13 protein-coding genes are annotated in these 15297 nt (G+C 71.2%); 8 read left to right on the top strand and 5 right to left on the bottom strand.

Annotation, left to right across the window (positions count from 1 at the left end; translation table 11 throughout):
* Position 1: 1 nt before the first annotated feature.
* Positions 2-1120, bottom strand: a complete 1119-nt coding sequence (gene tal / locus ACFV88_RS02985) for a transaldolase (protein WP_385485346.1) — start codon at positions 1118-1120, stop codon at positions 2-4.
* A 42-nt stretch (positions 1121-1162) separates the two neighbouring features.
* Complete coding sequence (tkt, locus tag ACFV88_RS02980; protein WP_385485344.1) at positions 1163-3250, bottom strand: transketolase; 2088 nt, start codon at positions 3248-3250, stop codon at positions 1163-1165.
* 605 nt (positions 3251-3855) lie between these two features.
* On the opposite strand from tkt, the gene ACFV88_RS02975 reads away from it, so the two are divergent.
* The 4 genes from ACFV88_RS02975 to ACFV88_RS02960 all read left to right on the top strand — a co-directional run bounded on the left by ACFV88_RS02975 (position 3856) and on the right by ACFV88_RS02960 (position 8314).
* A complete protein-coding gene (locus ACFV88_RS02975; protein WP_385485342.1) occupies positions 3856-4797 on the top strand; it encodes a heme o synthase in 942 nt (313 codons plus the stop codon).
* Between the two features lie 68 nt (positions 4798-4865).
* Positions 4866-5252 (top strand): hypothetical protein, encoded by a 387-nt coding sequence (locus tag ACFV88_RS02970; RefSeq protein WP_385485340.1) that lies wholly within the window; start codon positions 4866-4868, stop codon positions 5250-5252.
* Positions 5253-5873: 621 nt separating this feature from the next.
* On the top strand, positions 5874-7211 hold the full coding sequence (locus tag ACFV88_RS02965) for a glutamine synthetase (RefSeq protein ID WP_385485338.1): 1338 nt from the start codon (positions 5874-5876) through the stop codon (positions 7209-7211).
* On the top strand, positions 7211-8314 hold the full coding sequence (locus ACFV88_RS02960; RefSeq protein ID WP_385485336.1) for an amidohydrolase family protein: 1104 nt from the start codon (positions 7211-7213) through the stop codon (positions 8312-8314). The genes ACFV88_RS02965 and ACFV88_RS02960 overlap by 1 nt, the downstream gene beginning before the upstream one ends.
* 63 nt (positions 8315-8377) lie before the next feature.
* Here ACFV88_RS02960 and ACFV88_RS02955 read toward each other — a convergent pair whose 3' ends face one another.
* The 3 genes from ACFV88_RS02955 to ACFV88_RS02945 form a co-directional block, all read right to left on the bottom strand.
* Entirely contained in the window at positions 8378-9373 is a 996-nt protein-coding gene (locus ACFV88_RS02955; RefSeq protein ID WP_385485334.1) for a heme A synthase, read from the bottom strand.
* Between the two features lie 75 nt (positions 9374-9448).
* Positions 9449-10264 (bottom strand): ABC transporter permease, encoded by an 816-nt coding sequence (locus ACFV88_RS02950; protein WP_385485332.1) that lies wholly within the window; start codon positions 10262-10264, stop codon positions 9449-9451.
* The gene (locus ACFV88_RS02945; RefSeq protein WP_385485330.1) at positions 10261-11193 is read right to left on the bottom strand and encodes an ABC transporter ATP-binding protein; all 933 of its coding nucleotides are present in this window, start codon (positions 11191-11193) and stop codon (positions 10261-10263) included. Before ACFV88_RS02945 ends, ACFV88_RS02950 begins: the two co-directional genes overlap by 4 nt.
* A gap of 254 nt (positions 11194-11447) precedes the next feature.
* On the opposite strand from ACFV88_RS02945, the gene ACFV88_RS02940 reads away from it, so the two are divergent.
* From ACFV88_RS02940 to ACFV88_RS02925, 4 genes are all read left to right on the top strand, one after another.
* Complete coding sequence (locus tag ACFV88_RS02940) at positions 11448-12302, top strand: helix-turn-helix transcriptional regulator (protein ID WP_385485328.1); 855 nt, start codon at positions 11448-11450, stop codon at positions 12300-12302.
* A complete protein-coding gene (sufB, locus tag ACFV88_RS02935; protein ID WP_385485326.1) occupies positions 12299-13720 on the top strand; it encodes a Fe-S cluster assembly protein SufB in 1422 nt (473 codons plus the stop codon). The genes ACFV88_RS02940 and sufB overlap by 4 nt, the downstream gene beginning before the upstream one ends.
* A 77-nt stretch (positions 13721-13797) precedes the next feature.
* A complete protein-coding gene (sufD, locus tag ACFV88_RS02930; protein WP_385485324.1) occupies positions 13798-14982 on the top strand; it encodes a Fe-S cluster assembly protein SufD in 1185 nt (394 codons plus the stop codon).
* On the top strand, positions 14979-15296 hold the full coding sequence (locus tag ACFV88_RS02925; protein WP_385485322.1) for a non-heme iron oxygenase ferredoxin subunit: 318 nt from the start codon (positions 14979-14981) through the stop codon (positions 15294-15296). Before sufD ends, ACFV88_RS02925 begins: the two co-directional genes overlap by 4 nt.
* Position 15297: the final 1 nt, after the last annotated feature.

Below are 15297 nucleotides of genomic sequence, written 5' to 3'. Positions count from 1 at the left end.
CTCAGCCCTCCGAAGGGGTGAGGCGCTTCAGCTCCGCCTCGGTCGATGCGAGCAGGTCGTTCCAGGACGCCTCGAACTTCTCGACGCCCTCGTCCTCCAGCAGGTTCACCACGTCGTCGTAGGCGATCCCGAGCTTCTCGACGGCGTCGAGGTCGGCGCGCGACTGCTCGTAGGTGCCGGCGATGGTGTTACCGGTGATGACGCCGTGGTCGGCGGCGGCCTCCAGGGTCGCCTCCGGCATCGTGTTCACGGTGCCCGGCGCGACCAGGTCGTCGACGTACAGGGTGTCCTTGTACGCGGGGTCCTTGACCCCGGTCGACGCCCACAGCGGACGCTGCGGGTGCGCGCCGGCCTTGTCCAGGGCCAGCCAGCGGTCGGAGGAGAAGACCTCCTCGTACGCCTGGTAGGCGAGCCGGGCGTTGGCCAGGCCGGCCTTGCCGCGCGCCGCCTTGGCCTCCGGGGTGCCGAGGGCGTCCAGCCGCTTGTCGATCTCGGCGTCCACCCGGGACACGAAGAACGAGGCCACCGAACGGATCTTGGACAGGTCCAGGCCCGCGGCCTTCGCCTTCTCCAGGCCCGCCAGGTAGGCGTCCATCACCGCGCGGTAGCGCTCCAGCGAGAAGATCAGCGTGACGTTGACGCTGATGCCGAGGCCGATGACCTCGGTGATCGCGGGCAGGCCCGCCTTGGTCGCCGGAATCTTGATCAGGGTGTTGGGCCGGTCCACCAGCCAGGCGAGCTGCTTGGCCTCGGCGATGGTCGCCCGGGTGTCGTGCGCGAGTCGCGGGTCCACCTCGATCGACACCCGGCCGTCCTGGCCGCCCGTCGAGTCGAACAGGGGGCGCAGCACCTCGGCCGCGTCCCGGACGTCCGCCGTGGTGATCATGCGCACGGCCTCGTCGACCGTCAGCTTGCGGGCCGCGAGGTCACTGAGCTGGGACTCGTAGCCGTCACCGCCCGAGATCGCCTTCTGGAAGATCGACGGGTTGGTCGTGACGCCCACCACGTGCTGCTGGTCGATCAGTTCGGCGAGGTTGCCGGACGTGATCCGCTTGCGCGAAAGGTCGTCCAACCAGATCGCTACGCCTTCGTCGGAAAGGCGCTTGAGTGCGTCCGTCATGGGAATTGCATCTCCTACTTGATCTTTAGTCGTCTGTGGGCGTCAGCGCTGAACGGCGGCCAGGGATTCCCGCGCGGCGGATTCGACCGCCTCGGAGGTGATGCCGAACTCGCGGAACAGGACCTTGCCGTCCGCCGAGGCGCCGAAGTGCTCCAGCGACACGATGCGGCCCGCGTCACCGACGTAGCGGTGCCAGGTCAGCCCGATGCCCGCCTCGACGGCGACCCGCGCCTTCACGGACGGCGGCAGCACCGCGTCCTTGTACTCCTGGGTCTGCTCCTCGAACCACTCGACGGACGGCATGGACACCACCCGGGTGGGCACGCCGGACGCCTGGAGCCGCTCCCGGGCCTCCACCGCCAGGTGCACCTCGGAACCCGTGCCGATCAGCAGCACCTCGGGGGCGCCGCCCTCCGCCTCGAACAGCACGTAGCCGCCCTTGGCCGCGTCCTCGTTCGGGTCGTACGTGGGCACGCCCTGCCGCGTCAGTGCGAGACCGTGCGGGGCGCCCTTGCCGAACACCTTGGTGTAGCGGCGCAGGATCTCCCGCCAGGCGATCGCCGTCTCGTTGGCGTCGGCCGGTCGGACCACGTTCAGCCCGGGGATCGCCCGCAGCGACGCGACGTGCTCGACCGGCTGGTGGGTCGGGCCGTCCTCGCCGAGGCCGATCGAGTCGTGCGTCCACACGTACGTCACCGGCAGGTGCATCAGCGCGGACAGCCGCACCGCGTTGCGCATGTAGTCGGAGAACACGAGGAACGTGCCGCCGTAGACACGGGTGTTGCCGTGCAGCGCGATGCCGTTCATCTCCGCGGCCATCGAGTGCTCGCGGATGCCGAAGTGGATGGTCCGGCCGTACGGCTGGGCCTCCGGCAGCGGGTTGTCGGCGGGGAGGAACGACGAGTTCTTGTCGATCGTCGTGTTGTTCGAGCCGGCGAGGTCGGCGGAACCGCCCCACAGCTCGGGGATCACCGCGCCGAGCGCCTGGAGCACCTTGCCGGACGCGGCCCGGGTCGCGACGCCCTTGCCGGTCTCGAAGACCGGGAGCTTGTCCTCCCAGCCGGCCGGCAGCTCACCGGCCGAGATGCGGTCGAACTCGGCGGCCCGCTCGACGTTCGCGGTGCGCCAGGCGGCGAGACCCTTCTCCCACTCGCCCCGGGCCTCGCGACCGCGGTCCAGCGCGCTCCGGGTGTGGGCCAGGACCTCGTCGGTGACCTCGAAGCTCTGCTCGGGGTCGAAACCGAGGACGCGCTTGGTCGCCGCGACCTCTTCGTCGCCGAGCGCCGAGCCGTGGGCGGCCTCGGTGTTCTGGGCGTTGGGCGCGGGCCAGGCGATGATCGAACGCATCGCGATGAACGAGGGGCGCCCCGTCTCGGCCTTGGCGGCCTGGATCGCCGTGTACAGCGCCTGCGGGTCGAGGTCGCCGTTGGCCTTCGGCTCCACGCGCTGCACGTGCCACCCGTACGCCTCGTACCGCTTGGCGGTGTCCTCGGACACGGCGGTCTCGGTGTCGCCCTCGATCGAGATGTGGTTGTCGTCCCACAGCATGACCAGGTTGCCGAGCTTCTGGTGACCGGCCAGCGAGGACGCCTCGGCGGAGATGCCCTCCTGGAGGCAGCCGTCACCGGCGATCACGAAGACGTGGTGGTCGAAGGGGGAGGCGCCGGTGGCGGCCTCCGGGTCGAACAGACCGCGCTCGTAACGGGCGGCCATCGCCATGCCCACGGCGTTGGCGACGCCCTGGCCGAGCGGCCCGGTCGTCGTCTCGACGCCGGCGGTGTGGCCGTACTCCGGGTGGCCCGGGGTCTTCGAGCCCCAGGTGCGGAACGCCTTCAGATCGTCCAGCTCCAGGCCGAAGCCGGCGAGGTAGAGCTGGATGTACAGCGTCAGGGACGAGTGTCCCGCGGACAGCACGAAACGGTCGCGGCCCGTCCAATCGGGGTCCGCGGGGTCGTGTCGCATCACCTTCTGGAAGAGGGTGTAGGCGGCCGGGGCAAGGCTCATCGCGGTGCCCGGATGGCCGTTGCCGACCTTCTGCACGGCGTCAGCGGCAAGGACACGGGAGGTGTCCACGGCACGCTGGTCCAGTTCGGTCCATTCAAGGTCTGTCGTGGTCGGCTTGGTGCTCACCCTGGGTCAGGGCTCCTCTCCACATGCTCGGGACATTCGGGATGGCGGACGCCCGGGCCCGCGTGCGCGGTGGGACGTCCGCCTGCTCGGCATGACGCCGAAACCGGTGTGTCCGAGAGCCCACCGGCTTGCTGCCGAGCCTACCGCCGTCGTCACGTGCACTTTTCGGCTCATTTCCAGACTGCCGGGGCTCAGCGCCGTTCGCCTCTCGGGGCGCTGACCTCCTCCGTCCCCCCATTCGCTGCCGCCCCACCCGTCCGATCGGACGGCAGCCGCCGCCCCGACTCCTCCCGCCCGCCCCGGAACACCGTCGACGGGGCACCTCCTGCGTCACCGTTCCCCGCGCGCGGGGAACGGTGAAGTCCGCCCGTGGCCGGAGCCGGTTGTTCCGCCGACCGTCCGTCGGCCGTCCCCCGAACGGCCCCGTGCCCGCCGTCAGGGGGTGAACGACGAGGTCGCGCACCTCCTCGCGAGCACCCCTCAACACGAGTGACCCCCGCGAAGGGCGAGGTAAGGGCAACGTCTACAGTGGCGTGGTACGCGCGAGCCGTTACCCGGACTTCACAGGTCCAAGGCTTGCTTTGATGTCTCTGTCAGGGGTGTGCGTGACGGCCGTTGAATCCCGTCCGGCGGGAATGCTGCGGACGAGCCGGGGACACCGGCCGCTGCGAGCCCGGGTCATGGCGTTCGTGGCGCTGACCAAGCCGCGGATCATCGAACTGCTGTTGATCACCACGATCCCCGTGATGTTCCTGGCCCAGCAGGGCGTGCCCGACCTGAAGCTCGTCCTGATGACGACGATCGGCGGCTACCTCTCCGCGGGCGGCGCCAACGCGCTGAACATGTACATCGACCGGGACATCGACGCCCTGATGGAGCGGACCGCCCGCCGGCCGCTGGTCACCGGAATGGTCTCGCCCCGCGAGACGCTCGTCTTCGGCCTCGCGCTCGCCGTCATCTCCACCCTGTGGTTCGGCTACTTCGTCAACTGGCTCTCCGCCTGGCTCTCCCTCGGCGCGCTCCTCTTCTACGTGGTCGTCTACACGATGATCCTGAAGCGGCGCACCACCCAGAACATCGTCTGGGGCGGGATCGCGGGCTGCATGCCGGTGCTGATCGGCTGGTCGGCCGTCACCAACTCGGTCTCCTGGGCCGCGGTCATCCTCTTCCTGGTCATCTTCTTCTGGACGCCCCCGCACTACTGGCCGCTCTCGATGAAGGTCAAGGAGGACTACGCGCGGGTGGGCGTGCCGATGCTGCCCGTGCTGGCCTCCAACAAGGTGGTCGCCCGGCAGATCGTGGCGTACAGCTGGCTGATGGTCGCGGTGTCGCTGCTGCTGACTCCGCTGGGGTACACCGGCTGGTTCTACACCGCGGTCGCCCTCGCCACCGGCGGTTGGTGGCTGTGGGAGGCGCATGCGCTGCTCGCCCGGGCGAAGAGCGGGGTCACCGGGGCGAAGCTCAAGGAGATGCGGCTGTTCCACTGGTCCATCACCTACGTCTCGCTGCTCTTCGTGGCCGTCGCCGTGGACCCGTTCCTGCGCTGAGCCGGTCGGCCCCGTGCGTGGGCCACGACACGTTCCCCCATTGACCTACTCGTCGGTAGGCTCACTCCATGGATAACGCGGACAACGCGAACGTGAACGCGCAGGGCGCTCCCGGCGAAGACGGCGGCGTCAGCAAGTGGACGGCGGCCCGTGCGGAACGCCGTGAGCGTCGGCTGGCCAAGGAGATCGGTGCCTTTGCCGCGGCGCACGGGGGAGCGGAGGGGCAGGTCGCCCACCTCGGGCGCAAGGGTGCTCGGATCGTTCTCGTCGGTGCTGACGGAGCGTGGGGGGACCTGGTGGTCCCGTCCTGTGAGGTCGCGGCTGCGGTGGTGGCCAGGGCCGGGATCACGGTGCACGAGGCGTTCGACGGTGAGTTTGCGGCTCGGGTCCGTACCGGGCCGTACGAGTGGTCCCGGATGGCCGGTATCCAGGTCGGCGGCTCTTCGGCCCCGTGAGACGGTGCGGTTCGCCCCTCGGGGCTCCGATCCGCCGGACGTCTGCGGTCCCGTTGCCGTGCGTCCGATGTTCGCGCAGTTCCCCGCGCCCCTTGGGTGCGTTCCACTGGGCGTGTGCGGTTCGGTTGTCGTGCGTCCGGTGTTCGCGCAGTTCCCCGCGCCCCTTATCGGGGCGCCTTCACTCCCGCCGTCCGGCCCGCTCGCAGGAAACGCTGGGTAGCGCCCCGACAGGGGCGCGAGGAACTGCGCAACTCCACAGCGCACCCGCACCGGCCAACGCACCCGCCGAGGACGCCCCCGATAGGGGCGCGGGGAACTGCGCAATCCCACGACGCACCCGCAGCGAACAACGCACCCGCCGGTAGTGCCCCGATAGGGGCGCGGGGAACTGCGCAAACCCACAGCGCACCCGCAGGGGACAGCGCGCCTGCTGAGGACGCGCCCGATAGGGGGCGCGGGGAACTGCGCGAAATCCACAGCGCACCCGCAGGGAACAGCGCACCCAGAGGGAACTACGCAAACCCGCCAACGCCCCCGCACGGGCCAACGTGCCCCCCACGCGTCCCGACCGTTATCCCAGGGAAGGTGTCAGGGATCATCGGTCGAAACGAGGAGCGCGCCATGGGTACCAGGGACGCCAGCGACGGACGTGCGGCGCAGTCGGAGTGGCGGGTCCGGGCCGCGGAACTGGCCGCCCGGGGCGTCGAGACAGTGGCCCTGACCATCGTCGACAACGCAGGGATCTGCCGCGCCAAGACCTTCCCCCTGGCCCGGCTCACCGAGGTCGCCGAACGCGGCGTCGGCATGGCCCCCTGCTTCGACGTCTACACCTCCGCCGACCGCATGGTCAGCTCACCGCACCTCGGCGGACCCGACGGGGACCTGCGGCTCTTCCCCGACCCGGACCGCATCGTCCCGCTGGCCGCCCAACCCGGCTGGGCCTGGTCGCCCGCCGACCGCTACGAACAGGACGGCCGTCCCTACGCCTCCTGCCAACGTCTGTTCGCCAAGTCCGCCGCCGACCGGGCCGCCGCGCTGGGGTTCACCCTGACCATGGGGTTCGAGACCGAGTGGATCCTGCGGCGCCCGGACGGCACCTGCCCCACCACCGGGCCCGCCTACGGCATGACCCGGATCGTGGAACTCGCCGACTACGGCCGTGACCTGCTGCGGGCCCTCACCGACCAGGGCGTACGGGTGCTCCAGTTCCACCCCGAGTACTCACCCGGCCAGTTCGAGATCTCCACCGCCCCCGCCGACGGCCCGGTCGCCGCGGCCGACGACCTCGTCCTCGTCCGCGAGACCATCCGCGCGGTCAGCGCCCGGCACGGGCTGCGCACCTCCTTCGCGCCGACCTTCACCGCCGGCGAGGTCGGCAACGGCTGCCACCTCCACCTCGGCCTGCACCACGACGGCACCGACCTGCACCGCGACCCCAGCGCACCGTACGGCCTCGCCCCCGACGCGGCGGCCTTCCTCGCCGGAGTCCTGGACCGGCTGCCCGCGCTGCTGGCCGTCGGCGCCCCGTCCCCGGCGAGTTACCTACGACTCGCCCCCTCCCGCTGGGCGGGTGCCTACCGCTGCTGGGGGGTGGAGAACCGGGAGGCCGCGCTGCGCCTGGTCCCCGGCGACGGACACGCCGAGCTGAAGTGCTTCGACGCCACCGCCAACCCGTACCTCCTCGCCGGCAGCGTCATCACCGCCGGCCTCGCGGGCATCGCCGAAGGGGCCAAGCTCCCCGACCCGGTCACGGGCGACCCCGCCGGCCTCGCCGACGTACCGCGGCTCCCGCGCTCACTGGACGAGGCGGTCGACCACCTCACCGCCAGCGACGAACTGCGCGAGGCCATGGGCGAGGTGCTGTACGGGGCCGTGCTCGCGGTGCGGCGGGCCGAGGCCGAGGACTTCGCGGACAGCGACCCGGAGCGCATCGCCGCCGACACCCGCTGGCGGTACTGATGTTCGATCTGCCCCCGCTCGTGGACCACCACTGCCACGGCGTGCTCCTCGACGATCCGGACGCCGACGTGTTCGCCTCGTACCTCACCGAGTCCGACGCCCCGGCCGCGCCCGGCACCAGCTTCTTCGACACCCAGGCCGGCTTCGCCGTCCGCCGCTGGTGCCCTCCGCTGCTCGGGCTCGATCCGTACACCTCACCGGCCCGCTACCTGGCCCGCCGCCGCGAACTCGGCGCGGCGGAGGCCAACCGCAGGCTCCTGGGCGCCACCGGCATCGGCACCTTCCTGGTCGACACCGGACTGTCCGGCGACCTCACCACCCCCGAGGAACTGTCCCGGGCGGGGGGCGGGCGGGCACGGGAGATCGTCCGGCTCGAAGTCCTCGCCGAGCGGGCGGCCGACGCCTTCGACGACGCCCGGACGTTCGTGGACGCCCTGGACACCTCGGTGGACTCCGCGGCGCGGACCGCCGTCGGGTTCAAGTCCGTGGTGGCCTACCGGCACGGTCTCGCCCTCGCCCCCGAGGCCCCGACCGCAGCCGAGGTGCTGACCGCCGCCGGACAGTGGCTCGGCGCCCGCGGCCCGGGGGACCGGCTCACCCACCCGGTCCTCCTGCGCCACCTGCTGTGGACCGCGGTCGACACCGGGCTGCCGCTCCAGCTGCACACCGGCTTCGGCGACCCCGACCTACGGCTCGACCACGCGGACCCGCTGCTGCTCACCGACTTCGTGAAGGCGACCGCCGGGAGCGGCTGCGACCTGGTGCTGTTGCACGGCTACCCCTACCACCGGGGCGCGGGCTACCTCGCGGCCGTCTTCCCGCACGTCTACGCCGACATGGGGCTCACCCTCGGCCACACCGGAGCCCGGGCCCGGGCGCTGCTCGCGGAGATGCTGGAGCTCACCCCCTTCGGCAAGCTGCTGTTCTCCACCGACGGCTACGCCCTGCCGGAGCTGTACGTGATCGGGGCCCGACTGTTCCGCACCGCCCTGGAGGAGCTGTTGGGCGAGTGGGTGCGCGACGGCTCCTGGGGGTACCCGGACGCCCATCGGGTGGCGAAGATGCTGGCCTCGGCCAACGCCCGCCGCGTCTACCGGCTCTGACGCCGAAGGGGCCACGGGAGCGGTGCTCTGGTGGCCCCGGCGAGGCGTACGACCCCGGTGGGGTCAGACGGACGACAGTGCGGAACCGCTCTGGGCGGGCACCTGCACCGGCAGCTCCGGTCGTTCCCGTAGCGCGAGCAGCACCCGTAGGGTCGCGATCCACACCAGGCACGAGCCCAGCATGTGCGCCCCGACCAGGACCTCCGGCAGGTCCGTGAAGTACTGCACGTACCCGACGGCGCCCTGGGCCATGAGGATCAGGAACAGGTCCCGGGTCCGGTTCAGCGGGCCGCGGGGCGCGTCCACCGCCTTCAGCACGAACCACAGCGCGAAGGTCAGGGAGACCACGACCCAGGCGAGGACCGCGTGCACCTTGGTGACGGCCTCCCAGTTGACGTCCATCCGGGGCACGTCGCTGGAGTCACCCGCGTGCGGCCCCGCACCGGTGACCACCGTGCCGACCGCGATCAGCAGCCCCGTCACCACGACCATCACCCAGACCAGCTGCTGCACGGCCTTGCCGACCAGCGGCTTGGCCGGTGCGTCGCCCTCCCGGGAGCGCTGCCACATCACCGTCGCCACCGCGATCAGGGCGGTGGACAGCAGGAAGTGGGCGGCGACCGTGTACGGGTTGAGGCCCACCAGGACGACGATGCCCCCCAGCACCGCATTGCCCATGACCAGCCAGAACTGGGCCCAGCCGAGCCGGGTCAGGGAGCGTCGCCACGGCTTCTGCGAGCGGGCGGCGATGATGGCCCAGCCGACGGCCGCGCACAGCACGTACGTCAGCAGCCGGTTGCCGAACTCGATGATCCCGTGGAGGCCCATCTCACGGGTCGCGGTCAGCGAGTCGTCGGTGCACTTGGGCCAGGTCGGGCACCCGAGGCCGGAGCCCGTGAGCCGGACGGCCCCGCCGGTGACGACGATGACGACCATCATCACGAGCGCCGCCATGGCGGCGCGCTGCACGATGCGGGTGGTGGGGGTCCAACGATCGGCGATGTAGGCGAGCGGGTTGCGCGCGGCCTCAACGAGGTCGTCTCGGGTCACTTTTGGCACGTGCACATGGTATGCGGGTGCTTGTGCACGCCTTCACGAGGGGGACGTTTCGCGTGCCCCCGCGTCGGACTGCGCTCACTCCCAGCGGAAGAAGCGCCCCGCCGCACCCAGCCCCGCGACCGCCCACACCGCGAGGACGCCCAGGTCACGCCAGGGAATCCCGGCGCCGTCCCGCAGCACGTCACGCAGTCCCTCGGACAGCGCGGCGATCGGAAGGAACTCCAGCACGGTGCGTGCCGCCTCCGGGAACCTGTCCAGCGGCACCACCACGCCGCCGCCCATCAGCAGCAACAGGAAGACCAGATTCGCGGCAGCGAGCGTCGCCTCCGCCTTCAGCGTCCCGGCCATCAGCAGCCCGAGACCCGAGAAGGCGGCCGTGCCGAGCGCGAGCAGCAGCAGGACGGTCAGCGGGTTGCCGTGCGGCGACCAGCCGAGGGCGAGCGCGATCACGGTCAGCAGCGCCACCTGGAGCACCTCGACCACCAGGACCGACAGGGACTTGGCGGTCATCAGCCCCCAGCGCGGCAGCGGGGAGACGGCGAGGCGCTTCAGCACCCCGTACCGCCGTTCGAAGCCGGTGGCGATGGCCTGCCCGGTGAACGCCGTCGACATCACGGCGAGGGCCAGGACCCCCGGTGCGAGGAAGTCGACGGCCTTCCCCTCTCCGGTGTCCACGATGTCGACCGAGCTGAACAGGGCGAGCAGCAGGGCCGGGATGATCACCGTCAGCAGCAGCTGTTCGCCGTTGCGCAGCAGCATCCTGGTCTCCAGGACGGCCTGCGCGGCGATCATCCGGGGCAGCGGGGCCGCCCCGGGGCGGGGCACGAAGGTGCCGGGTCCCCCACCCGCGCGGGCGGGCGTGTCGGCGGCGGTGTTCGCCTCGGCGGTCATGAGCGCAGCTCCCTACCGGTCAGCTCCAGGAAGACGTCCTCCAGGGTGTGCCGCTCCACCGAGATCCGGTCCGGCATCACCCCGTGCTGCGCGCACCAGGAGGTGACGGTGGCCAGCAGCTGCGGGTCGACGGTCCCCGCGACGCGGTACGCGCCCGGGCTCACCTCGTCGACCTGGGAGTCCGGGGGCAGGGCCTTGAGCAGGGCGCCGACGTCCAGTCCGACGCGTCCGCTGAAGCGCAGGGTGTTCTCGGCGCCGCCCCGGCACAGCTGCTCGGGGGAGCCCTGGGCGATGACCCGGCCGGCGTCGATGATCGCGACGTCGTCGGCGAGCTGCTCGGCCTCGTCCATGTGGTGCGTGGTGAGGACGACGCTCACCCCGTCGGCGCGCAGGTCGCGCACGAGGCCCCAGGCGGCGCGGCGGGCCTGGGGGTCGAGCCCGGCGGTGGGCTCGTCGAGGAAGACCAGCTCGGGCCGGCCCACGACGGCCATGGCGAGCGCGAGCCGCTGCTGCTGTCCGCCGGAGAGCCGCCGGTAGGTGGTGCGTCCGCAGCTGTCGAGGCCGAGCCGGTCGATCAGGGCGGGTACGTCGAGGGGGTGGGCGTGCAGCCGGGCGACGTGGTGCAGCATCTCGTCGGCGCGGGCGCCGGAGTACACGCCGCCGGACTGGAGCATCACCCCGATCCGGGGGCGCAGCGCCGCGGCGTCGCGCTGGGGGTCGAGGCCGAGGACGCGGACGGTGCCGGCGTCCGGTGCGCGGTAGCCCTCGCAGACCTCGATGGTGGAGGTCTTGCCCGCGCCGTTGGGGCCCAGCACGGCGGTGATCCCGGGCCCGGCGACCAGGTCGAGGCCGTTGACGGCGGTCTTGGGGCGCCTGGTTCCGTACCGCTTCACCAGGCCCTGGACCTGGAGGACGGGCTCGCTTCGCATGAGGCGCAAGTCTAGGGAGCCGCGCCGGGTGCCGGGTCCGCGGGGTGTCTCGCCGGCCGGCGGGGTGCGGGGGCGGAGCGGGGCACCGGGCCGGATGGGGGACACTGTGCGGGCGTTCTGCGCGGGGTGGCGGAGCGGGTTCCGGCTTCCTTAGCAGACCAGAGCCGGTTAGGTAACCCTTAGTGACGGATGCCACCGTGTTGGCTGACCTCGGTCGCTTGTCCGCCCTCGGGGAATTACGCAACAATGGCGTTGTGAAAAACGTCGGCGAGGTCCGGGCAGCCCCTCAGGGGGTGCCGCAGGAAGACTCCGCGACCGGTGAGCGTTCGACGCGCAACCGGGTCGCGCGCTCGATCCTGGACCACGGCCCGTCGACGGTGGCCGACCTCGCGGGCCGCCTCGGTCTCACCCAGGCCGCCGTCCGGCGCCATCTGGACGCCCTGGTGGGCGACGACGTCGTCGAGGCCCGCGAACAGCGCGTCTACGGGGCCCGCACCCGGGGTCGACCCGCCAAGGTCTTCGCGCTGACCGACTGCGGCCGCGACGCCTTCGACCAGTCGTACGACAAGCTGGCCGCCGACGCGCTGCGCTGGATCGCGCGGACCGCCGGCGGCGGAGCCGTCGGCGAGGCCGCCGTCGCCGCCTTCGCGCGCGACCGGATCGAGACCCTGGCCGAGTCGTACCGCGCCGCGATCGAGGCCGCGCCGCCCGAGAAGCGGACCGAGGCGCTGGCCAGGGCCCTCACCGCCGACGGGTACGCTGCTACGGCGCGTAGCGCGCCCGGCCGCCAGCGCGGCGAGCAGTTGTGCCAGCACCACTGCCCGGTCGCCCACGTGGCGGAGCAGTACCCACAGCTGTGCGAGGCCGAGACGGAGATCTTCTCCCGTCTCCTCGGGACGCACGTCCAGCGGCTGGCGACCATCGCCCACGGCGACGGCGTCTGCACCACGTACATCCCGAACGCCCCGGACGGTTCGGACGCCGAGGTGGCGCCGGACCCGGACGGACCCCGTCAGCCGCCGGACCCACCGGGCCGGACGGCACCGCGCACACCACCCCGAACAGAGCGTCACCCATCAGCAAGCACGGCCGGGAGGAACCCCGCATGACTCTCCCCACGGAGACTGCCCACCCCGAACTAGAGGGCCTGGGTACGTACGAATACGGCTGGGCCGACTCCGACGAAGCCGGTGCCTCCGCCAAGCGCGGACTGGGCGAGGACGTCGTCCGGGACATCTCGGCCAAGAAGGACGAGCCGGAGTGGATGACCAAGCTCCGTCTCAAGGGCCTGCGCCTGTTCGACAAGAAGCCCATGCCGAGCTGGGGCTCGGACCTGTCGGGCATCGACTTCGACAACATCAAGTACTTCGTGCGCTCCACCGAGAAGCAGGCGGAGTCCTGGGAGGACCTGCCCGAGGACATCAAGAACACGTACGACCGGCTCGGCATCCCCGAGGCCGAGAAGCAGCGCCTGGTCGCCGGTGTCGCCGCGCAATACGAGTCCGAGGTCGTCTACCACCAGATCCGCGAGGACCTGGAGGAGCAGGGCGTCATCTTCCTGGACACGGACACCGCGCTCAAGGAGCACCCGGAGCTGTTCAAGGAGTACTTCGGCACCGTCATCCCCGTCGGTGACAACAAGTTCGCCTCGCTGAACACGGCCGTGTGGTCCGGCGGCTCCTTTGTCTACGTCCCCAAGGGCGTGCACGTGGAGATCCCGCTCCAGGCCTACTTCCGCATCAACACGGAGAACATGGGCCAGTTCGAGCGGACGCTGATCATCGTCGACGAGGACGCCTACGTCCACTACGTCGAGGGCTGCACGGCGCCGATCTACAAGTCGGACTCCCTGCACTCCGCGGTGGTCGAGATCATCGTGAAGAAGGGCGGCCGTTGCCGCTACACGACGATCCAGAACTGGTCGAACAACGTCTACAACCTGGTCACCAAGCGCGCCGTGGCCTACGAGGGCGCGACCATGGAGTGGGTCGACGGCAACATCGGCTCCAAGGTCACCATGAAGTACCCGGCCGTCTACCTGATGGGCGAGCACGCCAAGGGCGAGACCCTGTCGATCGCCTTCGCGGGCGCGGGCCAGCACCAGGACGCGGGCGCCAAGATGGTCCACATGGCGCCCAACACCTCCTCGAACATCGTCTCCAAGTCGGTGGCCCGGGGCGGCGGACGCACCTCGTACCGCGGCCTCATCGAGATCGGTGAGGGCGCGCCCGGCGCCAAGTCGAACGTGCTGTGCGACGCACTGCTCGTGGACACGATCTCCCGCTCCGACACCTACCCCTACGTGGACGTCCGCGAGGACGACGTGTCGATGGGCCACGAGGCGACCGTCTCCAAGGTCTCCGAGGACCAGCTCTTCTACCTGATGAGCCGCGGCCTCACCGAGTTCGAGGCGATGGCGATGATCGTGCGCGGCTTCGTCGAGCCGATCGCCAAGGAGCTGCCCATGGAGTACGCCCTTGAGCTGAACCGGCTGATCGAGCTCCAGATGGAGGGCGCGGTCGGCTGACCCGGCCCCCGCCCCCCGGGGCCCGCGCGGCCCCCGCAGCGTCACGTCTTCATCAGAAAGCGAGCACCAAGACAGCCATGGCTGAGGCTCAGAACACCCCGGTGGGGTCCACCACCGCAGGCGCCATCGCGGTGGCGGCGGAGTCGACCGTCGCCACCCGCATGAGCGCGCCCCCGTCCTTCGACGTCGCGGACTTCCCCGTGCCGCACGGCCGGGAGGAGGAGTGGCGGTTCACCCCGCTGAACCGACTGCGCGGGCTGCACGACGGCACCGCCGTCGCCACCGACTCGGGCGTCAAGGTCGTGGTCGACGCGCCCGCCGCCGTCACCGTCGAGACGGTGGGCCGCGGCGACGCCCGTCTCGGCCGGGCCGGCACCCCCGTCGACCGGGTCGCCGCGCAGGCGTACTCCGGCTTCACCACGGCGACCGTGGTGACCGTGCCCAAGGACACCGTCCTGACCGAGCCGGTCCGCATCGCCGTGCACGGCGAGGGCGGCACCGCCTACGGCCACCAGGTCGTCGAGCTGGGCGCCTTCGCCGAAGCCGTCGTGGTCGTGGACCACACCGGTGACGCCGTGTTCGCCTCCAACGTGGACTACGTCCTCGGGGACGGCGCCAAGCTCACCGTGGTCTCCGTCCAGGACTGGGACGCCACCGCCGTCCACGTCGCCCAGCACAACGCGCTGATCGGTCGGGACGCCTCCTTCCGCTCCGTCGTGGTCACCTTCGGCGGCGACCTGGTCCGCCTCCACCCCCGGGTCGCCTATGCCGCTCCCGGTGGCGAGGCCGAGCTGTTCGGGCTGTACTTCACCGACCGCGGGCAGCACCAGGAGCACCGCCTCCTGGTCGACCACAACACGCCGCACTGCAAGTCCAACGCCGTCTACAAGGGCGCGCTCCAGGGGCAGGGCGCGCACGCGGTGTGGATCGGCGACGTGCTCATCCAGGCCGCGGCCGAGGGCACCGACACCTACGAGATGAACCGGAACCTCGTCCTCACCGACGGCGCCCGGGTCGACTCGGTCCCCAACCTGGAGATCGAGACCGGCGAGATCGTCGGTGCCGGACACGCCTCCGCGACCGGCCGCTTCGACGACGAGCAGCTCTTCTACCTGATGGCCCGCGGCATCCCCCAGCACGAGGCCCGGCGCCTCGTGGTGCGCGGCTTCTTCGCCGAGCTGGTCCAGCAGATCGGACTGCCCGACGTCGAGGAGCGGCTGATCGCCAAGATCGAACAAGAGCTGGAGGCTTCCGTCGCATGACGTACGTACGCGCCTGCGGACTGAGCGAGCTGGAGGACGACACCCCGATGAGGGTGGAGCTCGACGGCCTGCCCGTCTCGGTCGTACGCACCGAAGGCGAGGTGTTCGCCATCTACGACATCTGCTCCCACGCGAACGTCTCCCTGTCGGAGGGCGAGGTGGAGGACTGTCAGATCGAGTGCTGGCTGCACGGCTCCAGCTTCGACCTCCGCACCGGCAAGCCGTCCGGCCTTCCCGCGACGCGCCCCGTCCCCGTATACCCCGTAAAGATCGAAGGGGACGATGTGCTCGTCTCCCTCACCCAGGAGTCCTGAG

Source organism: Streptomyces sp. NPDC059816 (genome assembly GCF_042732055.1).
Lineage (GTDB): Bacteria > Actinomycetota > Actinomycetes > Streptomycetales > Streptomycetaceae > Streptomyces.
This window is presented reverse-complemented; position numbering and strand designations above follow the sequence as displayed.